The organism is Roseibacillus ishigakijimensis, from assembly GCF_016595415.1.
In the GTDB taxonomy this organism is placed as follows: Bacteria; Verrucomicrobiota; Verrucomicrobiia; order Verrucomicrobiales; family Akkermansiaceae; genus Roseibacillus; species Roseibacillus ishigakijimensis.
The window spans coordinates 46,489-68,243 of record NZ_JAENIO010000017.1; the positions used below are offsets into that span (position 1 = coordinate 46,489).

The 21,755-nt window shown below is 59.3% G+C and carries 22 protein-coding genes; 16 read left to right on the forward strand and 6 right to left on the reverse strand.

Annotated features, from left to right (window positions below):
* Positions 1–2: 2 nt before the first annotated feature.
* Genes JIN78_RS08350 through JIN78_RS08360 form a run of 3 tightly spaced genes read left to right on the forward strand, consistent with a single transcriptional unit; the run spans position 3 to position 3,983 of the window.
* Positions 3–749 carry a YdjY domain-containing protein gene (locus JIN78_RS08350; protein WP_200391501.1) on the forward strand — a complete coding sequence of 249 codons (747 nt, stop codon included), beginning with the start codon at positions 3–5 and terminating at the stop codon, positions 747–749.
* A 29-nt stretch (positions 750–778) separates the two neighbouring features.
* Positions 779–1,942, forward strand: coding sequence for a prenyltransferase/squalene oxidase repeat-containing protein (locus JIN78_RS08355; protein ID WP_200391502.1), 1,164 nt, complete (start codon positions 779–781; stop codon positions 1,940–1,942).
* Between the two features lie 58 nt (positions 1,943–2,000).
* Positions 2,001–3,983 carry a DUF455 family protein gene (locus JIN78_RS08360; protein ID WP_200391503.1) on the forward strand — a complete coding sequence of 661 codons (1,983 nt, stop codon included), beginning with the start codon at positions 2,001–2,003 and terminating at the stop codon, positions 3,981–3,983.
* Here the strand turns inward: JIN78_RS08360 and JIN78_RS08365 are convergent.
* On the reverse strand, positions 3,977–4,696 hold the full coding sequence (locus JIN78_RS08365; protein WP_200391504.1) for an N-acetylmuramoyl-L-alanine amidase: 720 nt from the start codon (positions 4,694–4,696) through the stop codon (positions 3,977–3,979). The genes JIN78_RS08360 and JIN78_RS08365 overlap by 7 nt on opposite strands.
* Before the next feature lie 159 nt (positions 4,697–4,855).
* On the opposite strand from JIN78_RS08365, the gene JIN78_RS08370 reads away from it, so the two are divergent.
* From JIN78_RS08370 to JIN78_RS08390, 5 genes are all read left to right on the forward strand, one after another.
* A complete protein-coding gene (locus JIN78_RS08370; protein WP_200391505.1) occupies positions 4,856–5,233 on the forward strand; it encodes a DUF3817 domain-containing protein in 378 nt (125 codons plus the stop codon).
* A gap of 62 nt (positions 5,234–5,295) precedes the next feature.
* Positions 5,296–5,784 (forward strand): 6,7-dimethyl-8-ribityllumazine synthase, encoded by a 489-nt coding sequence (ribH, locus tag JIN78_RS08375; protein WP_200391506.1) that lies wholly within the window; start codon positions 5,296–5,298, stop codon positions 5,782–5,784.
* Positions 5,785–5,812: 28 nt separating this feature from the next.
* Positions 5,813–6,703 (forward strand): transcription antitermination factor NusB, encoded by an 891-nt coding sequence (nusB, locus tag JIN78_RS08380; protein ID WP_200391507.1) that lies wholly within the window; start codon positions 5,813–5,815, stop codon positions 6,701–6,703.
* Between the two features lie 73 nt (positions 6,704–6,776).
* Complete coding sequence (locus tag JIN78_RS08385; RefSeq protein WP_200391508.1) at positions 6,777–8,324, forward strand: AI-2E family transporter; 1,548 nt, start codon at positions 6,777–6,779, stop codon at positions 8,322–8,324.
* Between the two features lie 21 nt (positions 8,325–8,345).
* A complete protein-coding gene (locus JIN78_RS08390; protein ID WP_200391509.1) occupies positions 8,346–8,723 on the forward strand; it encodes a VOC family protein in 378 nt (125 codons plus the stop codon).
* 68 nt (positions 8,724–8,791) lie between these two features.
* On the opposite strand, the gene JIN78_RS08395 is transcribed toward JIN78_RS08390, so the two are convergent.
* Entirely contained in the window at positions 8,792–10,072 is a 1,281-nt protein-coding gene (locus JIN78_RS08395) for a dihydroorotase (protein WP_200391510.1), read from the reverse strand.
* A 66-nt stretch (positions 10,073–10,138) separates the two neighbouring features.
* Positions 10,139–10,606, reverse strand: a complete 468-nt coding sequence (locus JIN78_RS08400) for a hypothetical protein (RefSeq protein ID WP_200391511.1) — start codon at positions 10,604–10,606, stop codon at positions 10,139–10,141.
* Positions 10,607–10,712: 106 nt separating this feature from the next.
* Between JIN78_RS08400 and JIN78_RS08405 the strand changes: the two genes are divergently transcribed.
* Genes JIN78_RS08405 through ygfZ form a run of 3 tightly spaced genes read left to right on the forward strand, consistent with a single transcriptional unit; the run spans position 10,713 to position 13,403 of the window.
* Positions 10,713–11,558 carry an ABC transporter ATP-binding protein gene (locus JIN78_RS08405; RefSeq protein WP_200391512.1) on the forward strand — a complete coding sequence of 282 codons (846 nt, stop codon included), beginning with the start codon at positions 10,713–10,715 and terminating at the stop codon, positions 11,556–11,558.
* Positions 11,559–11,613: 55 nt separating this feature from the next.
* A complete protein-coding gene (gene hprK / locus JIN78_RS08410) occupies positions 11,614–12,573 on the forward strand; it encodes an HPr(Ser) kinase/phosphatase (protein WP_200391513.1) in 960 nt (319 codons plus the stop codon).
* On the forward strand, positions 12,570–13,403 hold the full coding sequence (gene ygfZ, locus JIN78_RS08415) for a CAF17-like 4Fe-4S cluster assembly/insertion protein YgfZ (protein WP_200391514.1): 834 nt from the start codon (positions 12,570–12,572) through the stop codon (positions 13,401–13,403). The genes hprK and ygfZ overlap by 4 nt, the downstream gene beginning before the upstream one ends.
* A gap of 18 nt (positions 13,404–13,421) precedes the next feature.
* Here ygfZ and JIN78_RS08420 read toward each other — a convergent pair whose 3' ends face one another.
* A complete protein-coding gene (locus tag JIN78_RS08420; protein WP_200391515.1) occupies positions 13,422–14,204 on the reverse strand; it encodes a hypothetical protein in 783 nt (260 codons plus the stop codon).
* Positions 14,205–14,384: 180 nt separating this feature from the next.
* Between JIN78_RS08420 and JIN78_RS08425 the strand changes: the two genes are divergently transcribed.
* The 3 genes from JIN78_RS08425 to JIN78_RS08435 all read left to right on the forward strand — a co-directional run bounded on the left by JIN78_RS08425 (position 14,385) and on the right by JIN78_RS08435 (position 18,624).
* Entirely contained in the window at positions 14,385–17,201 is a 2,817-nt protein-coding gene (locus JIN78_RS08425) for a 3-keto-disaccharide hydrolase (RefSeq protein WP_267907041.1), read from the forward strand.
* Between the two features lie 119 nt (positions 17,202–17,320).
* Complete coding sequence (locus JIN78_RS08430) at positions 17,321–18,007, forward strand: hypothetical protein (RefSeq protein ID WP_200391517.1); 687 nt, start codon at positions 17,321–17,323, stop codon at positions 18,005–18,007.
* Positions 18,004–18,624, forward strand: a complete 621-nt coding sequence (locus JIN78_RS08435; RefSeq protein ID WP_200391518.1) for an LON peptidase substrate-binding domain-containing protein — start codon at positions 18,004–18,006, stop codon at positions 18,622–18,624. The genes JIN78_RS08430 and JIN78_RS08435 overlap by 4 nt, the downstream gene beginning before the upstream one ends.
* 22 nt (positions 18,625–18,646) lie before the next feature.
* Here the strand turns inward: JIN78_RS08435 and JIN78_RS08440 are convergent, their stop codons facing one another.
* Together JIN78_RS08440 and pyrR are read right to left on the reverse strand one after the other, a co-directional pair.
* A complete protein-coding gene (locus JIN78_RS08440) occupies positions 18,647–19,567 on the reverse strand; it encodes an aspartate carbamoyltransferase catalytic subunit (RefSeq protein WP_200391519.1) in 921 nt (306 codons plus the stop codon).
* A gap of 4 nt (positions 19,568–19,571) precedes the next feature.
* Positions 19,572–20,093: a bifunctional pyr operon transcriptional regulator/uracil phosphoribosyltransferase PyrR gene (pyrR, locus tag JIN78_RS08445; protein ID WP_200391520.1), complete on the reverse strand. Its 522-nt coding sequence runs from the start codon at positions 20,091–20,093 to the stop codon at positions 19,572–19,574.
* A 330-nt stretch (positions 20,094–20,423) separates the two neighbouring features.
* On the opposite strand from pyrR, the gene JIN78_RS08450 reads away from it, so the two are divergent.
* Both JIN78_RS08450 and JIN78_RS08455 read left to right on the forward strand, forming a co-directional pair.
* Entirely contained in the window at positions 20,424–20,921 is a 498-nt protein-coding gene (locus JIN78_RS08450) for an RDD family protein (protein WP_200391521.1), read from the forward strand.
* A gap of 94 nt (positions 20,922–21,015) precedes the next feature.
* A complete protein-coding gene (locus JIN78_RS08455; RefSeq protein ID WP_200391522.1) occupies positions 21,016–21,726 on the forward strand; it encodes a glycosyltransferase family 2 protein in 711 nt (236 codons plus the stop codon).
* The last annotated feature ends 29 nt before the right edge of the window (positions 21,727–21,755 follow it).

Consider the following 21,755-nt stretch of genomic DNA (forward strand, 5'->3'; position numbering starts at 1 on the left):
ACATGAGATTCCGCACCCACTCTTCCCTTTCTGCCCTGCTGCTAGCTCTTGCCTTTCCTTTTTCTCCCCCGGCTGCTCTCGCGGAAGAGGCCGAGGTAGTCCCGGCTTCGGATGAAAAGCCTGCAGTGAAGGAATTGGGTGACGGTCGCTACTCTCTGGGGTTGGTCGAATTCGACGAGAAAACCCGACGTATCACTTTCCCCGCCGAAGTCAATCAGGTGGAAGGCATTTTGGAATTCGCCATCGTGCATGAGAAAGGGAAAATCCACGAATCCCTTCTTATGACCAAGGCCTCGGCCTTCCATTTGAATGTCGCCCTCAAGCTGCTCGGGTACCAAAGCTCGCCCGAGCTCTTTCCCATCCTGAACGAGAACTACGAGAACACCGGCAAATACCCGGAGGTCCCCGAGGCTCAGAAAACAGCCGCCCGCCTGCAACTGCTGGTGAGCTGGCAGCAAGAGGGAGAACAGAAGGAAGTTCCCCTCAACGACCTGATTTACCACCTCACCACCGAAAAGGCCATGAAACCAGCCCCGTGGATTTACCAAGGCTCTTATATTCATGAAAACGCCTTCAAGGCTGAAGTCTCTGGTGACTTGGTCGCCATTTACATCACGCGCTCCTCCCTTCTCAATTTCTCCGGCAAAGACAACGACACCGACGAACCTTGGATCCCCTACCAGGAGCGCATGCCTCCCATCGGCACTGCGGTCACCGTTACATTCGCTCCTCTGTTGGAGAAAAAATAAGCCCGCCAACCCGAAGAAACCGAACAATTATGATTAAAATCACTGCTCTCTCATTTCTCCTGGCGACTGCCGCGACCGCTCCGGCCCAGACCGCGACCGAGTCCCAGGAAGTCGTTAGCCCCTACCTCTCCGTCAAGCTGGAGGCGGAAAGCACCATCCGCAATGGCGTGGCCTACCTGAAAAGCCAACAGGAGCCCGAAGGGCACTGGGGTGATCCCAAAACCCCGGCCTTCACCGCGCTAGCGCTCACTGCCATCGTCCGCGATCCCAGCTACGACCACGCGACCGAAACTCCGGAATGGGTTCAGCGGGGCTACGAGTTCCTGCGCAACCACCAGCACGCCGACGGAGGCATCTACGGAAAAGGGCTCGCTACCTACAACACCTCCACCTCCATCATGGCGCTGCTCGCGCTGGGCAAGGAAGAGGACGAACCCATCATTCTGAGAGCCCGCGCCTTCCTCATTAATCAACAAACCGACTGGGGCAACAAGGGCGAGACCGATAACGTCTATGATGGCGGCGTCGGCTATGGCGGCAGCTACCCGCACTCCGACATGTCGAACACCTACCTCTCCCTGGAAGCACTTCATCATTCCAAAGCTCTCGCCACCGACTCCAAGCACGGCCCCCAGCCCAAGCTCGATTGGGAGGCTGCCATCCAGTTCGTCTCCCGTTGTCAGAATTTGCCCGAGAGCAATGATCAGGACTTCGCCTCCGGCGATCCCGACAACCGGGGCGGCTTTGTCTACTTCCCCAATGACAGCAAGGCCGGGGAGCAAGAACTGCCCGATGGCACGGTGGCCCTTCGGTCCTACGGCTCCATTTCTTACGCCGGTCTCCTCTCCTTCATCTATGCGGAGATGGAGCAGGACGATCCCCGCGTCGTCGCCGCCCTCGAGTGGTTGGGCAAGAATTACACCCTGGAAGAGAACCCCGGCCTCGGTCTGCAAGGGCTCTATTACTACTACCAGACCATTGCCAAAGCCCTCTCCGCCGCTGGCTTGGAAAAACTCCCCCTCGCCGATGGCAAAGAAGCTGACTGGCGCCTGGACCTGACCCGCAAACTGCTCGCCACCCAGCGGGAGGACGGCTCCTGGGTCAATGAGAACTCCCGTTGGATGGAGAACAATCCCCTCCTGGTCACCTCCTACAACCTCATTTCCCTTGCCCAGCTTCACGCCGTGATGTGAAGTCGCCTTTGCACCAGCCCGTCCTCTCCCGGCGGGCTGGTTTTCCTATCCCTGCGCAATGACCATCCGCGAGTTCGCCGAAAGAATCCTCCTTTCCGATCGGCTCGCGGACAAGCTGGCCCCTCCTCCCCCCGGCCTCCTGCTCGATCCCCCGAAAAAGGGCAGCTACCCCACCCCGGACCTACCCGGACGGCCCCTGACCCTGCGCCCGCGGAAGAATCACGAAGCCCGCACCAAAATCCCCTCGCCCGAGCAATTGGGGGACGAAGAACAGCGCTCGATTCTGCTGCACTTTTTCTGCAATCATGAACTCCTCGCCGTCGAGTTGATGGCCTTGGCTCTGCTCAAGTTCCCCGATGCCCCCGACGCCTTTCGCCGGGGACTTCTCCATACCCTGCGCGACGAGCAGGAGCACACCCGCCTTTACCTCGCTCGCATGGCGGCCACCGGGACCGAATTTGGCGCGCACAGCTTGTCCCGCATGATTTGGGACCACATCGCACCCATGACCTCTCCGCTGGAGTATGTCTCGCGCCTTTCCCTCACCTTCGAGCAAAGCAATCTCGACTACGCCCGCTACTACGCCGCCGCCTTTGAACGCGTGGACGACCGGGAAACCGCCTCCCTCTTGGGAACCATCTACAAGGACGAGATTGCCCACGTAGGCTATGGGCTCAAGTGGCTTCGGCGCTTCAAGCAGCAAAAGGAAAGCGATTGGGACGCCTGGCACCGCTCCCTCGCCCATCCTCTGACCCCCGTGCGGGCGAAGGCACCGGGAGGGGTGCCCTTCAATGAAGAAGGCCGCCGCCGGGCCGGGCTCGATACGGAGTTTATCCAACAGCTGCAGCTCTACCAACGCTCCCGCGGCCGCACTCCCCACCTGCACCTCTTCAACCCCAACTGTGAGGCTCACGCCGCCGCTGCCAACCAAGGGAAATCCTATCAGGCCGACAAAGCCGCGCGCACTCTGGAGGAAGATTTGGAGGCTCTCATGCTGGCCATGGCCCATCCCGATGATGTGGTCCTGATGCGCCGCCCGCCGGGCTCCGCCCATCTCACCCGTCTCCACGAGGCCGGGCTCCCATTGCCCGAAATCCTACCCTTGGCCCAGGTTGGTGACCTTAAAACCCGGAAAATTGGCGGTTTCCGCCCCTGGGCCTGGTCTCCTGAGGCAAGTGAACTCTTCCGCCCTTTGTCCGATATCCCCACCGGGCAGAGCCTCTTCCCCTGGCGGGAGGCCCTGCCCGCCGAACAATTCTCCAAAATCCTCACCGGCCGTGCTGCCCGCCAGCTAGGGTTGACGGACAACGAGTCCCTCGTTTTTGAAGATTTCGCCTCCGCCCGGGCTCACCTCCACTCCCGCCTCCCAGAGGAGCCCTTGCTTCTCAAAAGCCCCCTCGCCTGCGCCGGGCGCGGCCAGTTTCCGGTGACAACCACCACCGCTCTGGCCCAGCAGGAGGACTGGCTCCACCACATCCTGAACACCCAGGGAGCAGTCGTCATCGAACCATTCTGCCCACGCCTCCTCGACTTCTCCGCTCTTTACGATATTTCCCGCAGTGGCCAAGTGCGCTTTCTCAGCTTCACCCGCCTTTTGACCGATGCGCGGGGGCATTATCTGGGCACGAGAGTGGCCCCCAAAATCGGGCAGATTTTTCCCAAGGCATGCACCGTCGCTTTTCATCAGCCGCTGATCGCCACTGGAGAGGGCCACCTTTCGGGACCGGATTTCTATAAGAAATTCCTTCTGCGAGAGCTTCCCCGCCTTCTCCCCGGCTATCAGGGCCCGGTCGCCATCGATGCCTTTTTTTACCAAAAAGAAGCGGAACGTATTCGCCTCCGTCCCATCGTCGAGATCAACGCGCGCTGCTCCATGGGCCGCATCGCACACCAATTGCGCCGCCTTCTTGCTCCCGATGAGGTCGGCGAGCTGACCATCGCCCGCCGCCGGGAGTTCTCAAAAACTCTCCCGGATGGTCTTCCCCTGAACGATCCTGAGCAGGCAAAGGGTTTTCTCGCCCTTTGGAAGCACCATCAATAAGCGCGATCCCAACGCTGGATCCCGGCCAGAATCGCCTGGGCGGCGGCGTCTTGAAAGGCCGAGGTCTGGCAGCGAGCCCGCTCGCGAGCGTTGCTGATGAACCCACATTCGATCAACACGGCTGGACAACGGGTCTCACTCAAAACAGAAAAGCGCCCGTAACGAGCGCCTCGATTGCGAACCTTGCAACGGCTCACCAGCTGTCCCTGCAGGGACGAAGCCAGATACCGGCTGCTGGCCGACCCTCCATGAAAAGTCTCGCCCCCATGCACCCCGGTGAGACGGCTGGCATTGTAATGAATGCTGATGAAGATAGCCTGGCGATAGCGATTGGCGGTAGCCGCGCGCCGGGCGAGCGAGACATAGGAATCACTTCGCCGGGTCAGAACCACCTGGTAGCCAGCCTTCTTGAGATAGGATTCCAACTTCAGCGCGGTCTTCAGATTCAGGTCGCACTCCCGCACGCCACCCCAAACGGCCCCGCGGTCTCTGCCCCCGTGCCCGGGATCGATCACCACCGTCAACTTGCGGGCCGAGGGGGCCGGGCGCGAAGCTCGCAGACTGACCTGAGCCGTTTTCGTCGCTCCCGGCATCACCAGCTTGCGCCCGATTTGCAGGCTCCCGGCATCCTTGATCCCGTTGACCGACATCAGGGCATTCACCGAAACGCCATTGGCCCGGGCAATGGAGTAAAGAGTGTCTCCTCTCTTCACCACGTGGGCGAAGGAGGTCTGCGTCAGCAACAACAGGAGACAAATCCCCTGAAGAAATTTTGCTTGGATGACACTGAAAACACTCACTGAGAGACTAACATGACAAACTTTCTAGGCTTTGTAAATAGTTTAGGTCACCAATTTTTTAAATTTGCTAGAATGTCGCCTTCGCTCCAGTTCATTCCTGGCTTTGCAAGCACCTACTGGCCCCCTTACCCTCCCGGCGGCTCCATGTCCTCCCAGCATCTCATCCACACCCTACGCCTCGTTGCTCTAATCGAGGGTCTCTCTTGGCTCGCTCTCATCGGCACCATGATATTCGAAGGCTTCACGGGTCAGCATGAGCCGGTTTCCTGGGCCGGTCGCGTCCACGGTGGACTCTTCACTGTCTTTGCCCTCGTTCTTTTTTGGGCTTGGCGCCAGCTGGCTTGGTCTCGCAAGTTCGCTCTCCTCATCGGCTTTTCCTCCATCGCTCCCTTCGGCTTTCTCTTTGCCGACCCTTTTCTCCGTCGCAAGCTGGCGGAACTCGAGCAATGACGACAGGAATTCCACTCGTCGTTTGACAATCCCGCTCCCACTTCCCATAACCCGCCCTTCTCATGAGTTTCTCGGTCCCACCCAAACCCCGCATCATGTCCGGCGGGCGCAACAAAATCGCCATCGTCGCTTCCCAGTTCAACGAAGAATACGTGGAAGGCCTCGTGGAATCCTGCCTCGCCGAGCTGGGTGAACTCATTCCCAACGCCCGGGTCGATTTGATTCGGGTGCCGGGTGCTTTCGAGATTCCCCTTGCCTGCAAACTCGTCTTGGAAAACGAGGAATGCGAGGCGATCGTCTGTCTGGGGGTCATCATCGAGGGAGCCACCGCCCATGCGGATTTGGTGGCCGAGTCGGTAACCGATTCTTTGCTCAATCTCTCCGTGGCCTATGGCAAGCCGGTCATTCATGAAGTCCTGCTGGTAAAGACCCATGAGCAGGCCAAAGAACGCTGCCTTGAGGATAATGACTTGAACCGGGGCCGCGATGCCGCGCGAGCCGCGGCTGGCATGATCGAGGTCTGCAAAGAATTGACCCGCAACGCCAAGTGAGCTCGCCCGCGTTACTTCTTGCCCTGCGATGAAAAACACTTCTCCTTCTCCCTCCACGGCCCGCCGGCAAATTCGCGAGGCCGTCGTTCAGCTTCTTCATGCCGATCGTCCGTCCCCTGATGGTGAGGAGGCGGCCCTCGCCGGTGATCCTTGGCCCCTCATTCTGGCCCCCTTTGAGGGCAAAGTGATCCGCGCCCGGGCCCGGGTGGTGCTCCATCTGCAACAGAACCGCGCGGGACGTTTGCAGCCGGTCTGGAAGCAGCGTGTGCAGGCTCCTCCTCTCTTGGAAAGCTTTCTCGACGATCGCTCGGCAAACCGGGGCTTTCGGCAATTGTTGGCCGCCGAGCAGAAATTGCCCGATTGCTTCGACCTCCTCCGACGCCAGCTCAAATCAGAAAAAGAGCCCGAAACCATTGCGGAGAATCTGGAAGACATCCGAGCCACCAATGAGGAGTCGCGCCACAACGGTCAGGCGCTCATCACTGCTCTCGGCCCTGTCGATGCCTGCCCCGAACTCCTCAGACCTCTGGCCAAAGCTCTCCCTCCGCTCGTTAAATCCGCTTCTCTCCTGCACACGCTTTTTACGGAAAATCTCCCCGATATTCCTGAGACCAAGACTCTTCGTGAGTGCATCAAGACCCGGGAAGAGATCAAGGGTGCTGCCCAAGCCCGTCACCAGTTGGTGCTCGCGAATCTCGCGGAAACGGACAAACTCATCACCGCCCAATTGGAGAATTTCTCTTTCCAACGGCTGGCCCAAGTTGACCGTGCGGTCCTCCGGCTCGCCGTTACCGAGATCCAACACTGCCCGGAGATCCCGGCGGCGGTGAGTATCAATGAAGCGGTGGAATTGGCCCGGCGCTACAGCGGCACGGACTCCGCCAGCTTTGTCAATGGCGTCCTTGGCAAACTGCAGTAGGGCACAATTACAAGATGCGCCTATTTTCGGACTTCCGTTTTTCGCCCGGTAAGCTTGTCTAACGGGAGTCGCCATGCCGTATCCCAACGATTTCCAACAGCGGACCCTCTGGTCAGGTCTCACTGGACTCGCCATCGTGCTCCTCGGGGCTATTCTCGTTGGATTGATTTGGCTCACCGGGCAAGTTCTCGGCTACTTGCAGCCCGTGCTCGTGCCCTTGGCGGTGGCGGGCATTGTGGCCTATCTCCTTGATCCGGTCGTGGAGTGGTTGCAGCACCGCCGCAAATTGTCCCGCTTCAAGGCTGTGCTGGCCGTTTTCGGAGCTTTCACCCTCGTGGTGGTTATTTTCTTTTCCTTGCTCATTCCCAAACTCATTGAGCAAGGAGGCAAGCTGTTGGGCGACGAGGAAAACCTCGGCCCCTCCGTGGTGAATAAAATCAAAGATTTGCAGGAAGTCATCCCCGGAGCCACCCCCCTGTTCGATTGGATCACTGGTTACGTGGATCCCGAAAGCGGGGAAATCATTGCCAAACCTTACCCCTTCCCGGAATACAACAAAGACAACTCCATCCGGGGCTACCGCTACCGCAACGGGGACTTCTTTCCGGTGGAAAACCTGCGCTTCGAAGTCCCCCCTACCAAGCCCGCGCCGGGTGACGCTCCTCCGGAAGAGCCGGTTTCCACCTTGGAGGCCGCCCTCATGCCCGACCGCAATGTGGCCCTCCCCGAAGATCATGATCCGGATCCTTCGCTGGAGAAGTCCGAAACCCGCTTAGTGAGCAGAGAGGAGCAGCAGGCCGTGCGGGACTATCATGCCCAAACCAAGGAATTGAAGTTTTCCGACACCAAACTGGGCCAGCTCCTCACCGACAACTGGCAAACTCTCACCGCCACTGGCCTGGACTGGCTGCGGGCTTCCACCAAAGTCTTTGGCTTCCTCGGCTACCTCCTCGGCTTCCTCCTTGTTCCCGTCTACCTCTTCTACTTCTTGAACGAATCCTCGAAGATTAAGGCCACCTGGCACCAGTATATTCCCTTGAAGGCCTCCCGCTTCAAGGACGAGGTCGTCGATACCCTGTCGGAAATCAATTCCTACCTCATTTCCTTCTTCCGGGGTCAGGTTCTGGTTTCCCTCATCGACGGGATTCTCGTCGGGGTCGCGCTTTCCGTCTTTCAACTTCCCTACGGCTTCCTCATCGGACTGGCCCTCGCCATCCTCGGCATCCTCCCTTTCATCGGCAACATTCTCTGCATGATTCCGGCCTCCATCATCGCCCTCATCCATTTCGGCGGAAGCGATGCCCATCATCAGTGGCTGGGAGACAGCACCTGGGCTTATGTCGTGGCCGTGATCGCGATTTTTCTCGTGGTGCAGCAAATCAATTCTCTCGTCACCGCGCCGAAAATCGTCGGCGACTCGGTGGGCCTTCACCCCATGACGGTCATCTTCTCCATCTTTTTCTGGTCCCTCTTGCTGGGCGGCTTTTTGGGAGCCTTGTTGGCGGTTCCCTTGACGGCTGCCATTAAGGTGCTTTTTTCCCGCTACATCTGGCAGCGCAAGGTCTCCCCCCAGTTGGAGCAACCGGCCGTGGATGAAGACAAATTGTTGCCAGCGAACTGAACTATCCGCCCTCTCAACCTTATGATTAAATTCCTACACACTCGTATTCGCGTCTCCGATCCGGAAGCCTCCATCGCTTTCTACAACAAGCTGGGCTTTGAAACGGGGGAGAAAAAGAAGTCTCCCCAGGGCAATGAACTGGCGTTCATGAATCTGCCCGGCAATGACCACTTCCTCGAGTTGACTTACTCGCCGGACTACAAGGTGGAGTTCCCCGAGGACCTCATGCACACCGCGGTGGGAGTGCCCGACATCATCGCCTACTGCGATCAGCTGGAAAAAGAGGGTCTCGAAATCTGGCCCGACGGCTGGCGCGAAAAATTCTCCGGTGGAGAGCGCAAAATGGCTTTCGTGACCGACCCCGATGGCTACGAAGTCGAAATTCTCGAGCGTCCCTGAATCCAGTCCGTCGACTGCTTTGTTCAACAACCGCACCCTGTCACACAGGCTGCGGTTTTTTTAGGCCTTCAGCGTTCCAAGAGAAGCTCTTCTCCCGCCAAGACGTGGGTGATTTTTCCCTGCAAGGTCTGGTTGTAGAAGGGAGTGTTCACACTTTTGGACTTGAGGAAGGCCCGGTCAAAGGTGGTTTCCGCTTTGGGATCGAAAACGAGCAATTCCGCCCGCCCCCCCTCCTGAATGGGCACCGGATCAAGCTTCATGAGGCGCCGCGGCTCGGCCGAATAGCGCTTGACGAGAACCGCCCAGTCCAATTCTCCCCGGGCGATGAAACGATCATGGAGAGAGACCAACGCCGTCTCCAGACCACTGAGCCCATTGGGCGCGCTGACGAAATCCTGCGATTTTTCGAACTCGGTATGCGGAGCGTGGTCGGTGGCGATAAGGTCGAAGACTCCCTCCTTGAGCCCTTGGAGAAGAGCGGCATTGTCCTCTGCCAGGCGCAAGGGCGGGTTCATCTTGTAGTTGGTGTCATAATCGCCGATGTCCTCCTCATTGAAAAGGAGATGGTGGGGGGCAACTTCGCAGGTCACCCGCGCTCCCATCTCCTTCCACCAGCGGATGGTTTCCATGCCCAGGCGAGAGGACACGTGTTGGATGTGCACGTGCGCCCCTGCGGCATGGGCCAGGCGGATGTCCCGGTCGATGAAGAGTTCTTCCGCACAGGCAGGAGTGCCATCGATGCCGAGTTCATAACTCTTTTTGCCTTCGTTCATGGCCCGGGGTCCAGCCAAGGCGGGATCCTCGCAATGGCTGGCGAAAAACATGCCAAACTCTTTGGCGTAGCGCATGGCCTGCAAGAGCAGGTTGGAATCGGGCACCGCATCACCGTCATCGGTAAGCATGAGCACACCCAGCTCCCGCATGCCGTCAATCGCCGCCAACTCCTTGCCTTCACGGCCTTTGGTGATGCAGCCGGATGTGTAGACCGGAATGCGAGAGACGGCTTTGGCCTTGTCCAAAACCATCTTCACCACGGCGGCGGAGTCGATGGCGGGACTGGTGTTGGGCATCATGACCACGCCAGTGATGCCCCCATTGATAGCCGCTTCGGTCCCAGTCGCGATGTCCTCCTTCTGCGTCTGGCCCGGGTCGCGGAAGTGAACGTGGGCATCGAAGAGCGCCGGAAGCAGAATCTTGCCCTCGCAATCAATCACCCGCGCTCCCTCCGGGGTCGGTAGCCCTTGGCCCACTGCCCGGATGACCCCATTCTCGACCCACACGTCCGCCGCGACGAGAGGGCCTTCCTCTGCCGCGATTTGGCCTCCTTGGAAAAACAATGCTTCGCTCATGGGCCCTATTGAAGAGCAGAAGGACGGCGGAGGGAAAAGTTTTCCCAAAAAACTCCTGTCACCTCACTAGCTCCCGGCCCCTCCTGGGGAAGAGGAACGCGCAGCCCGCCTCCACAACAGGGTGGTGAGCCAGAGGGTAAAAATGGCCACTGGGGCCTCGCGGTAGCTCCCCCGCCCCTCCCCCTGCCGGGTGAAAGCGTGCAGGGGGGCGAACCTCATTTCGTGCCCCGGACCAGTCAGTCGCATGGGCCGTCCGAATCCGTCGGGAACCAGCAGCAAGGTCTCGCGCGGAGTGTGAATCTCCAGTTTTCGTCCGAAGAAGCCCGCCTTGCGCGCCTTGGCCACCACCTGTTCACCCCGGTAAAGGAACCACTCCTTCTCGAAGAAGCCTTTGCAAGTAACGGTGTAGTCCTGACCGTTGATGTGGAGCGAGCCCGATTCTCCCCAAACGGAATGAGCGACGATTCCCTCCAGCCCGGGACCCTGATAGGAAAAATTCCAAGAGAAGAGACTGCGCGGGCGAAAGGTCATCATGACCTCATCCCACCACGCCCCTGTCAGGACGGCGAGGGGAATTTTTCTCTGAAAAAATAACCGTGTGCCCTTCCCAAGAAACACGAAGTGCCCCTATGCTACCGCCGTGAGTGAACCCGCCGTCATCATTCGAGATTTGGTGAAAGAATTCCCTTCCGCCATCCGCCGCCAGAAACATCGCGCGGTCGACGGCGTGTCCCTGACCATTCCGGCCGGAGAAGTCTATGGCCTCATCGGACCCAATGGCTCGGGAAAGTCCACCACCATGAAGGCACTGCTCGGGCTCCTCTCCCCCACCAGCGGTCATTGCGAAATCTTTGGTAAAAATTCGCTCAAAGTCGATTCCCGCCAAGACGTGGGGTATCTCCCGGAGAACCCCTACTTCTACAAGCACCTGAGCGGTCGCGAGACCCTGCGCTTTTACGGTAAACTCTGTGGCATGAAGGGGGTCGAGCTGGCCGAACGCAGTGAAGAGTTGCTAACCCTCACCGGGCTTGCCGAGGCCGCCGATCGTCGCTTGGGCGGCTATTCCAAAGGCATGTTGCAACGAATCGGACTCGCCCAAGCCCTCATCCAATCGCCCCGCCTGCTCATCCTCGACGAGCCCACTGCCGGGGTCGATCCCCTCGGCTCGCGGCAAATCCGGGACCTCATTCTCGACCTCAAGTCCCGGGGCATCACCGTGTTTCTCTGCTCCCACCTCCTCGAACAAGTGCAGGAAATTTGCGACACCATAGGCATTATCCATCAAGGGAAAATGCTCAAGCAAGGGCCTCTCGACGAGCTGGTCGCCCTGCAAGACCAGACCGAGATCCTTCTGCAAAATGCCTCCCCGGAATTGCTCGCTCAAATCCGGACCCTCGTCGGTCAGGATGAGCAGAGTCGCCTGCTCTCAGCCAGTCACCCGCGCACTTCCCTCGAGAAACTCTTCCTCGAGTCGACTCGCCACTAGCCTGCCACGGCACGCTTTTTGATTCCCCCCTTCGCAAAAGTCGGTAAACTACGGCATGGCGACAAAAAGTGTCCAATCCATCACCGTGGCGGATTTTTACCAGCGGCACCGCAAAGAGCTGGAACTCACCCTGCTGGGGGAGAAAAGTGGATTCGACAAACCCATTGGCGAGCCCGCGCCCAATCGCCCCGGCCTCGCTCTGGCTGGTTTTTTCACCTATTTTGCCAAAAAGCGGGTGCAAGTGCTCGGGAATTCCGAGCTCTCCTACCTCAAGAAACTGGACGACAAGACCCGGGAAAAACGCTTCGAAGCCTTTTGCCAACAATCCCCTCCTTGTTTGGTCCTGGCCCGGGGTCATCCTTTTCCTCCGGAATTGGTGGAAGTGGCCCAAAAATACCAGATTTCCCTTTTCACTTCGCCCCTGGTGACGATGAAGTTTCTCAATCTGGCCACCCGTTGCCTGGAGGCCGATTTTGCGGCCACCACCACCATGCACGGGGTGATGGTCGACTACCGCGGCATCGGCATTCTCCTCACCGGCAAGTCCGGAGCGGGCAAAAGTGAAACCGCGATCGGCTTGCTGGAGAAAGGCGCGGCCCTCGTGGCCGACGACATGGTCCACATTCAAAGCATTGGCGGAGAACTCATTGCCAGCTCTCCAGAACTTTCCCGAGGTTACATCGAGATGCGGGGCATTGGCATCATCAACGTCGCCAACCTCTACGGACTCTCTGCCATCCGCCCCCAGAAGCGCCTCGACATCATCATCACCCTCAAGAGCCAGGCCGACCTCAACGAAGTGGATCGACTGGGTATCAAGCGCAAGCGCCGGGAAATTTTCGGAATCAAAATTCCCACCGTCGAGATTCCGGTCGCCCCGGGACGGGACACGGCCCGCCTGGTGTCGGTGGCCGCCCTCGACCTGCAATTGCGCAAACTGGGCTACGACATGGCCGATGAGTTCAATCAAAGATTGTTGGCAAAAATGAATCCCGACCTTAAGCAGGGCCGATGACCAACTGCTACGGATTGAAAAACCTGACCCACCTGCGGCTGCGTGGCCCCGATGCGGAACGCTACCTCACGGGCCAGATCACCCAACGAGTCGATGATCTGCCCGTCGGCCAATCGCGCTACACCTTCGTCTGCGATGCCAAAGGACGCATCCTCTTCGATGCCTTTGTGCGTCGCGATGCGGAAGGCTTTCTCCTGAGCATCGAGGGCGGTGAGCGCGAGGAGCAGTTGGCCCGGCTGGACCGCTACCTCATTGCCGATGACTGCGCGTGGAGCGATGAGAGTGAGCGCTGGGCCATCCGCCACGAAATCGAGCCCAGTCCCACGGGCGAGGAAATCATTCGCTTCGGGCTCGCCGGACGGGACGAGTATGTGGAAGGGGCCGCCAAGGAGGCCTTGGCCGAGACCCCTCCTGCCGATTGCGAGCAACTGCGCATTGCCAACGGTCGCCCCCGGCTCACCGACCTGGTAGGTGCCTTTCCGGCCGAGACCGGCTTGGAAAACGAGGCGGTCTCTTTTCACAAGGGCTGCTACCTCGGGCAAGAGGTCATCTCGCGCATGAAGCGGGCGGGCCGCGTCAATCGCAAGCTGGTCGCGCTCTTTCTCAACCAGGCTCCGCAATCCCTCCCCGCCGAACTCTTTGCCGCCGATAGCGACAAAGCCCAGCTGGTGGTGACCTCGGTCGCCCACGAGACCATCGAGGTCGACGAGACTCCCGTTTACCCCGCCTTGGGCTCTCTCAGTTCCCGCTACCAGGCAGGCACCCCTCTCAGCGGCCCGGAAGGTCTTGCGCTGACCGGCTTCCCCATCGAGGAAGAAGCTGCGGTCTGAAGCGAGAGCGTGCCCGCTCTACTTGAAGTCTTCCTCTCCCCAGACCATGGCATTGCGCAGGGCATAGGCGAGATGAGTGTGCACGCGGGTGAGGCGGGACTGCTCACGGCCAAAGTCCCCCGAGCTCATCGCCGACAGCTGATCGCTAAGACTCCGGCACTGGCGCAGCAACCCGGTGGCCGTGTGGGTCACTCCGGGTCGCTTGACCATGAAGCCGCCCCGAATCGTCAGGGCCGCCTTTTGCAAGGCCACCAAGTCAGACTTCAGCCCATCATCCAGCGTGCCGCCACTCGCACGTAGGCGGGGCTCCAAAGCGAGATAATCATCCCGCAGCTGTAGCAGCCCCCTCACTTCCTCAGGATAGCGAGCGAGCACTTTCGCTCCTTTGACCCGCATCATGGTCGCCACACTGGGAGTCTTGATGACCCGGCCGACTGAAATCCCGGTGGCGGAAACTCCATTCCAATGTTCGAGCAGAGGGAAATATTGGAAGCTGCCATAGCGCTCTGCAGCGATGGCGCCCAGGCTCCCTCCAGACTCAATGAGGTATTGCTGGCGGCCGGAATCCTGCCCGGCAAGGTCCAGCTCCTCCACCGCGACGAGCGGATCCCGCCGGGCCGCCTCCCGAGCGGCGAGCCGGCGCTCTTCTTCCAAACGCTTGGCCTCTTCTTCCTGCCGCCGCTGCTCCAGACGAGCCTGCTCCGCGAGCCGCTCCTCTTCGGCTTGCTCACGCATGCGATCAAAGTCCGGCTTGACGAGGTCGTGAATCCCCTCCGCCTTCAGGCCGGTAGAGAAGTTCACAGAGATAACCACAAAAAATACAAGTTGTTGGGGATTCATATGGGGGTCAGCTCTTTGAGCACTCTTTTTCTGACTGAACAAGGCTCTTTTTGTTTCGAATCTGCAAAACTTGTGCAGAGTGGCCGTAGCCTTGCGAGCGATCTTTTCGCTCACAGAGTGACCAGCTATTGGAACGTATTAATGAAAAAGTCTATCACCTCAGTTGTCGGTTTTTCCCTTCTTAGCCTAACGGCACAGTCAGAATCTCTTCTAGAGGGAGATTTAAGCTCCTGGCAGATGGCGGGCCCCGGCAAGTTCGAAGTCAACGATGGCATCGCCACCGCCCAAGGAGGAATGGGCCTGTGGTGGTATTCGAAGGAATCCTACCGCAATGCCACTATTTCCCTGGAGTTCAAACTGGAGAAGCCCACCTACAACTCGGGAGTCTTTGTGCGATTCCCCGACCCCGGCAACGACCCTTGGGTGGCCGTGCGCCAAGGCTACGAAATCCAAGTCTCCGGACGCGACGTTAACAAGCATTCCACGGGGGCGGTCTACGATATCCAGGCCCCGGTGGCCAATACCCTGAAAGAGGATGGGGAATGGAACAAAATGGAAATCCACACCGTGGGAGACCTCATCGCAGTCGTCGTCAATGGCACCTTGACCAATCTCTTCCATGCCGAAAAGGGCCGTGGCGACGAGGAAGGCTATTTTGGGATTCAGAACCACGACGATGGTTCCCCGGCTCAGTTCCGCAACATTGAGATCCGCGAGCTCGATGACCATGTGCGCCTCCACACCTTGCTGCCGGATGACGCGGAATTGGCCTACGAACTAGCTAAGAATCCGGACAAAAAGGAGGCTTGGCACGACAAGGCCGACTTTGGCCCCGCCTTCATTCAAACTTACGGGGATTATTTCCAAGGAGAATACCGGAGCGATGCCGCCCTTAAAGGAATGCTCATCCAGCCGGATCCCGAGCAGGACAATCTGGTTGCTCTCTTCAATCTCGAAACCCTGCAACTGGTCACCGCTACTCATCGTGGAGTTTCTCTGGACAACACCCCCTTCGGCGGGGCTCACGGCACCCAAAACAAGATTCAGAACCAGGGCAATCCTTACTTCAATAACGCCACCGGAGCCGGTTGGGCCGACCCCGCAGGCTCCTTCGCGGACAGTCGCAAGCACCCCGGCCACGGCAACTTTGCCCATCTCCAGTTCAATGGCTATCATCGCCACGGACACGACATCATCCTCGACTACACGGTCAATGGCACCCCCATCAAGGAGCAAGTAGTGGTCACCGGGCAGGGCGACATCCGCCGCATCCTCGAGATTGCTGGCCATGAGGCTCCCCTCTCCCTCCGCGTCTCCACCACCGCCGCTCCCGAGGCCGCCAGCGAGAATGGTCCCCTCAAGATGACTGCCGGAGAAGAGGGCGTCGTCTGGGAGATCGCCAACCGGGAACCCCTGGTCCTCGGGATCGATTATCTCGCCGACGGAAGCATCGTTCCCGTCTTTGACCTCGCAAGTCCGGCTGAAAAGGCCACGGCGGGAGAGGGACTCTATCCCGAGACCTTCGAGGTCACCCCGCAAATCGACGAGAGCGACGACGCCCTTCTCGTGGACCAAATTCCCCTGCCCCCCATGTTGGAGGATTCTCCCTACAAGAACAAAGTCCGCCTGAGCGATCTCGACTTCTTCTCCGATGGCGATCGGGCCGCGCTCTGCACCTGGGATGGCGATGTCTGGCTGCTCTCCGGCCTCAAGGAGTTCCAAACCCTCACCTGGAAGCGCTTCGCCAGCGGTCTCTTCGAACCCCTGGGCTTGAAAATCATCGACGACGTCATCCACCTCAATGCCCGCGATGGCATCTGGCAGGTCAAGGACCTCAATGGTGACAACGAGGCCGACCGCTTCGAAGTCTTCAACAATGACGTGCTCATCACCGACAACTTCCACGAGTTCACCTTTGGGCTGGAGACCGATGCCGAAGGCAATTTCTACTTTGCCAAAGCCGCGACGGTCCGCCCCGGAGGACGAAACTTCGAGAAGATCCTCGATCACAATGGCTCCTTCATGAAGCTCAGTCCCGATGGGGAAGAATTGACTGTGGTGGCGACCGGACTGCGGGCGCCCGGCGGCATCGGTGTCGGTCCCAATGGCGAACTCACCACTGGAGAAAACGAAGGCACTTGGCAGCCCTGCTGTAAGCTCAACTACTTCACCCCGGAGCAGCAGCCAGTTTTCCTGGGTGTCGAGCAGGCCCGCCATGGGGTCACCAAGGACTTCCACGAACCACTTTGCTACTTCCCGATGAATGTGGACAATTCCGGCGGGGCGCAAATCTGGGTGCCCGACTTTGCCAAAATCGGACTCGCGCAAGGAGAGCTGCTCCACCTCAGCTACGGCCAATCCACCATCTATCGCGTCCTGCCTCAGGAGGTTGAGGGCCAGATGCAGGGAGGCGTCATTGCTCTCCCCGCCAAGCTGTCCTCCTCGGCCCAACGGGCGGTCTTCCACCCCGATGGCTCCCTCTTCGTCTGCGGAATGCGGGGTTGGCAGACCAATGCCGCCAATGAGGCGGGCGTGCAGCGCATCCGTCACAACGAAGAAGTGGCGCTCAAATTGCCCGAGGCGATGTCGGTGGAAGGCGACAAGCTGACCATCCGCTTCGACGTGGAACTGGATGAAGAGTTGGCCACCGACCCGGAGTCCTTTGCCATCCAGCGCTGGAAGTATATCCGCGGCCCCCAATACGGTTCCGGAGAATTCTCCATCGACAATCCCGATAAAGAAGCGGAGGAGAACGCGCTCAAGCAAGAGAGCAAGGGACACAAGGAGCATGATGAGGTGGAAGTGAGCGAAGTCGCGCTTGGCGATGATGGCCGCACCCTCATCCTGACCATTCCGAGCCTGAAGCCCGCCCAGCAAATGGAGATCGCTTATGACCTTGAGTCCACCGAAGGCGATATCCTCATCGGCACCATTTACTCCACGATCCACAAACACTGATTGCGGGAAAAAGGACCCTGCTGGCGTAGAATTCGTTCTCTCTTCGCGCAAGAGGAGCCTATTCTCCCGCCATCAAGGTCTTTCTCCAGCTATTCGCCCTCACCCTCTTCGGCCTCAGCTTGTCCTCTTGTTTGGAAAGTGAGGAAGAAATCTGGGTGAACGCCGATTCCTCGGGTCGGGCGCGGTTGCATCTGACCGCCCCGACCCTTCTTTTTGACGAACTTGGAGGGGCCGAGACCTTTGCGGCCAAGATTCGCCAGGTTTGTCAGGAGAGCGACAATCTCACCCTCGCCTCCCTGCACAGCGCGCGGAAGAACGGCAGCCAGGAGCTCCAGCTGGAAGTCTCCTTTCGAGATGTCCTCGCCCTTGGGGACGATCTGCAGGGCTTCCGGGAGCCGGATTCCTCCTCCCGGGAGAGCGCCGTCGAGCATTACTTTGGCTCTCCCCGCCTGCAGGCCGGCTTTCCCCATCTCCAATACCGGCGGGCCATCGATTGGCAAACCCTCGTCCCAGACGCCGGTCCCCAGGCCTGGTGGAAGCCTCTGTTGGGCAATGCGCAGGTCCACTATCAGCTCCACCTCCCCAGCGTGGCCAAGAACCACAACGCCCATCAGGTTTCTCCCGATGGCCGGACCCTGCAGTGGACTTTTGCGACCCGTGATCTACTGTCCGGAGAGGCCGAAATGACCGTGCAGACTCCCATTCCTGGCTTGGGCCGGCACTTCTTCCTGCTCGGCACCCTCCTCCTCGCCCTAGTCGTCGCCCTTTTGGCCCTGCGAAAACGGCTCCGTCCCCGCGCCTCATGAAGACCTTCCAAATGCCCACCCAATCCGGGGTGATTCTCCTTCCCCGCGCCGTTCTCTTTCCCCAGGGAGTCTTGCCCCTCCGCATTTTCGAGCCCCGTTATCGCCAGATGCTGGCGGAAGCCTTGGAGGGCGAGCGCGTCTTTTGCGTGGGAAATCTCCACTCCGCGGAAGAAGAACCCTTCGCCCAGTGCGTTCATCCGGTGGGCACAATTGCTCTCATTCAGACTTCCCGGGAACAGGCCGATGGTTCCTCGCAAGTTCTCCTCCGGGGACTGTCCCGAGTCCGCTTCGATCACTGGCTGAACCACTCCCCCTACCCCTTGGCCCGCTTCACGGAAGGCCCGTCCGCTTCCCTGCCCGACGAGGAGGATGCCGAGATCCTGATGGATGAACTCGAGGCCTTGGTCGAGCAAACCCTCCTTGACGGCCCTGATGAAATCCGCTTCGCGGTCAAAGCGATTCTCGATCCAGTGCGCCATCACCCCGAGCTCTTCGGCGACCTCATCGCCCAACACCTCATCACCCACCCGGACCTCCGCCAAACCCTCTTGGCCGAGCCCGACCTCGCCAAACGCTTCGAGCTGATGGCGAACCAGTTGGCCCACGATTTGCCCTGAAAAGAATGCTCTCCGTTCGCGCTCAGGCTTCTTCTTCCCCTTGCTTCAGCAGGTAAAGCACGGCCATGCGAACCGCGATTCCATTCTCGACCTGTTGATTGATCAGGCAGCGTTCGTAGTCCATCACCGCATCGACCAGCTCGACCCCGCGATTGACCGGCCCCGGGTGCATGACCCAGAGGCCTTCCCCGGAAATGCGGCGGAAGCGTTCTTCGGTGATGCCATAAAGCTTGGAATACTCCCCCACGCTGGGAAAAAACTGGCAACCCTGGCGCTCCTTTTGCACCCGCAGCATGTAAAAGACATCCGGCTTCCACTGCCAGGCTTCCTCAAAATTGGTGAAACGCGGAATGCCGGGCACCTCCGGCACCAGCGAACCCGGGCCCAGGTAGGCCACCTCGAAACCCAGCTTGCGCAAGGCCGTGCTGGTCGAGCGTGCCACCCGACTGTGGCGGATGTCTCCCGCGATGAGCACCCGCTTGCCACTCTCGTTGGGATAGACCTCGCGCAAGGTAAAGGCATCGAGCAGCCCCTGGGTGGGATGGGCATGGGCCCCATCCCCGGCACTGATCACACTGGCTTTGGTCATCCCCGCGATACGGCCCGGGAGCCCCGGCATCTGATGCCGCACCACGATGTAGTCCGCCTGCATGGCCTGCAGCGTATCCACGGTATCCCGCACGCTCTCGCCCTTGACCACCGAACTGCTGGGGACATCGAAAACCGTGACATCGGCCCCCATGCGCTTGGCGGCCACCTCGAAGGAGCTCAGGGTGCGCGTGCTGGGCTCGTAAAAGAGCATCAGCACCGTCTTGCCCTTCAGTGCCGGATACTTTTTCACCGAACGCTGGAAGACCTCCTTGAGCGGTTTGGCCTGCTCCAGAATCTCCTCCACTTCCTCCCGGGAAAGAGAGGCCAAATCGAGCAAATCTTTTCTCACCATCACGTCAATTGTTCTCTTGCAGTTCCACCAGATCTTCCCCGTCGGTGCTGTGGAGCTTCACCACCACCCGATCCATTCTCTTGGTTTCCAATTTCTTGCCGACATAGTTGGGTTCAATGGGAAGCTCGCGCCAGCCCCGGTCGATAAGCACTGCCAGTTCCACCTTCTGCGGACGGCCATAATCCGTCAAGGCATCCAGGGCCGCCCGGATGGTGCGCCCGGTGAAGAGCACGTCGTCGACCAAAATGACGTGGGCCCCATCCATGGGGAAAGAAATTTCGCTGCTTTGCAGCTTGGGGTTCTTGTTGAGGTGCTCCAAATCATCGCGATAAAGAGAGATATCGAGCACGCCGTAGTTCAATTCACGCTCGGTCTCGGCAAGCCGGTTGCACACCCGTTCGGCAACCTCGTCCCCCCGGCTGCGAATGCCGACGATACAGAGCGGGCCCTCCGTATTCTCCAAAATCTGTTCAGCCAAGCGATCCACCGCCGCCGCCATCTCCTCCTCATTGAGCAAAACTGCCATCGTGCTCTTGTCTTACTCCGCCCTCCCGGCCCGGGCAAGCGGAAGCACCACCGACTGCCAAAATGCCCTCCAACCCGCCGTTGGGGCAAAGAGAATGCATGGCATTTACATGGCAGGGATGTCGGAAAAATACTTTTCTGGGAGCGTGAAAAGAACTCGACGAATGAACTTCGATTCGCTGGTTTCTGGCCAATGAGCGAGAAGACTCCCACTCCCGATATCCCGAAACCGAACATTCCCAAACCGAACATCCCGAAACCCAATATCCCGGCTCCAAATATTGATCGGCAGTCGGCCGCCCCCCCGATCTCGGCCGTGGAAATGGGAGCGATGGAACAATCCGCCCCTCCCAAACCTGTGGAGGAGGAGGCAGCCCCTGCCATCGAATACACCGAGAGCGTCCTCGCCCAGCGCCTCGTGGCCGGAGTGATCGACTTCGGGGTCGCCGGCAGTCTTTCCTGGATCGCTAATTTGGTGCTGCCCGATTTCCTCGGTTCCACCGCGACCGGCCTGGCCATTGCCTACCTTTTGCTCAAGGATAGCCTCCCCTTCCTTGACGGCCAGAGTATTGGTAAAAAAGTGATGAAACTGCGGGCGGTCACCGCAGACGGAAATTCGCTGAGCGGAAACTTTGCCAAAAGTGCCCTCCGCAACATTTTCTTCGCTGTCCCCATCCTCGCGCTGGTGGAAATCTTCATCCTGCACAATCGGGAAAAAGAGGCCAATGCCGGGCTGCGGCTGGGAGATGATTTTGCGAAGACCAAAGTGATTGCGGAATCCTCGCAGAACGCTGCCGATGCGACCGGGGATGAGAGCACCGAGGCCTGAGACCGGGCAAAGAGGGAGAGGGCGGACAGGGAAAACCCTCGCCCCCCGCCTCTTCGGACAGTAGCCTTGCGCCCAACCAACCCTCTTTGTCGTCTTGTCCTACTCCATCATCATCCCTTTTTACAACGAGGAAGAAACCGCCAAAAATGTTCTCGCTGAAGTGATTGAGACCAATCCGGAAGCCGAGATCATCGCCATCAACGATGGTTCCGCGGACAAGACCTGGGAAATTATGCAGGAGTTCCTCCCCCGCGTCCGGGCCCTGCAATTGCCGGTCAACAAAGGACAATCGGCCGCCATGTATGCCGGCTTGCGAAAGGCCACTCGCCCGGTGGTGGCCCTGATGGATGGGGATGGCCAGAATGACCCGGCGGAAATCCCCAAGCTGGTGGCCGAGCTGGAGAAATCAGGCAAAGACTTCGTCTGCGGCTACCGGGCCAATCGCCAGGACACCGCTTCGCGGCGCTACGCCTCCAAATTTGCCAACAAAATTCGCCGCGCCTTTCTACACGACGGAGTGCGCGACACCGGTTGCTCTCTGAAGGCCATGAAGCGGGAGTGCATCGATGCCCTCGTGCCCTTCAATGGCATGCATCGCTACATTCCGGCTCTGCTCCTGCAAGCCAACCACGATTTCTCGGAAATTCCGGTCAACCACCGTTCCCGTTTCGCCGGGGAATCCAAATACACCAATTGGGACCGGGCTCTGCGAGGGATTCACGACCTCATCGGCGTGAGCTGGCTCATTAAGCGCAAAGTGCCCTTCGCCACCGAAGAGGCCGCCCCCCCGCAGAATCCAGTCTAGCCCCCGCCTGTCCCCGCACGAGGACAGGG

Coding starts and splice junctions, on each gene's coding strand:
- JIN78_RS08350 (WP_200391501.1), top strand. CDS start 3: ATGAGATTCCGCACCCACTCTTCCCTTTCTGCCCTGCTGCTAGCTCTT.
- JIN78_RS08355 (WP_200391502.1), top strand. CDS start 779: ATGATTAAAATCACTGCTCTCTCATTTCTCCTGGCGACTGCCGCGACC.
- JIN78_RS08360 (WP_200391503.1), top strand. CDS start 2,001: ATGACCATCCGCGAGTTCGCCGAAAGAATCCTCCTTTCCGATCGGCTC.
- JIN78_RS08370 (WP_200391505.1), top strand. CDS start 4,856: ATGTCGCCTTCGCTCCAGTTCATTCCTGGCTTTGCAAGCACCTACTGG.
- ribH (WP_200391506.1), top strand. CDS start 5,296: ATGAGTTTCTCGGTCCCACCCAAACCCCGCATCATGTCCGGCGGGCGC.
- nusB (WP_200391507.1), top strand. CDS start 5,813: ATGAAAAACACTTCTCCTTCTCCCTCCACGGCCCGCCGGCAAATTCGC.
- JIN78_RS08385 (WP_200391508.1), top strand. CDS start 6,777: ATGCCGTATCCCAACGATTTCCAACAGCGGACCCTCTGGTCAGGTCTC.
- JIN78_RS08390 (WP_200391509.1), top strand. CDS start 8,346: ATGATTAAATTCCTACACACTCGTATTCGCGTCTCCGATCCGGAAGCC.
- JIN78_RS08395 (WP_200391510.1), bottom strand. CDS start 10,072: ATGAGCGAAGCATTGTTTTTCCAAGGAGGCCAAATCGCGGCAGAGGAA.
- JIN78_RS08400 (WP_200391511.1), bottom strand. CDS start 10,606: ATGATGACCTTTCGCCCGCGCAGTCTCTTCTCTTGGAATTTTTCCTAT.
- hprK (WP_200391513.1), top strand. CDS start 11,614: ATGGCGACAAAAAGTGTCCAATCCATCACCGTGGCGGATTTTTACCAG.
- ygfZ (WP_200391514.1), top strand. CDS start 12,570: ATGACCAACTGCTACGGATTGAAAAACCTGACCCACCTGCGGCTGCGT.
- JIN78_RS08425 (WP_267907041.1), top strand. CDS start 14,385: ATGAAAAAGTCTATCACCTCAGTTGTCGGTTTTTCCCTTCTTAGCCTA.
- JIN78_RS08435 (WP_200391518.1), top strand. CDS start 18,004: ATGAAGACCTTCCAAATGCCCACCCAATCCGGGGTGATTCTCCTTCCC.
- JIN78_RS08440 (WP_200391519.1), bottom strand. CDS start 19,567: ATGGTGAGAAAAGATTTGCTCGATTTGGCCTCTCTTTCCCGGGAGGAA.
- pyrR (WP_200391520.1), bottom strand. CDS start 20,093: ATGGCAGTTTTGCTCAATGAGGAGGAGATGGCGGCGGCGGTGGATCGC.
- JIN78_RS08450 (WP_200391521.1), top strand. CDS start 20,424: ATGGAACAATCCGCCCCTCCCAAACCTGTGGAGGAGGAGGCAGCCCCT.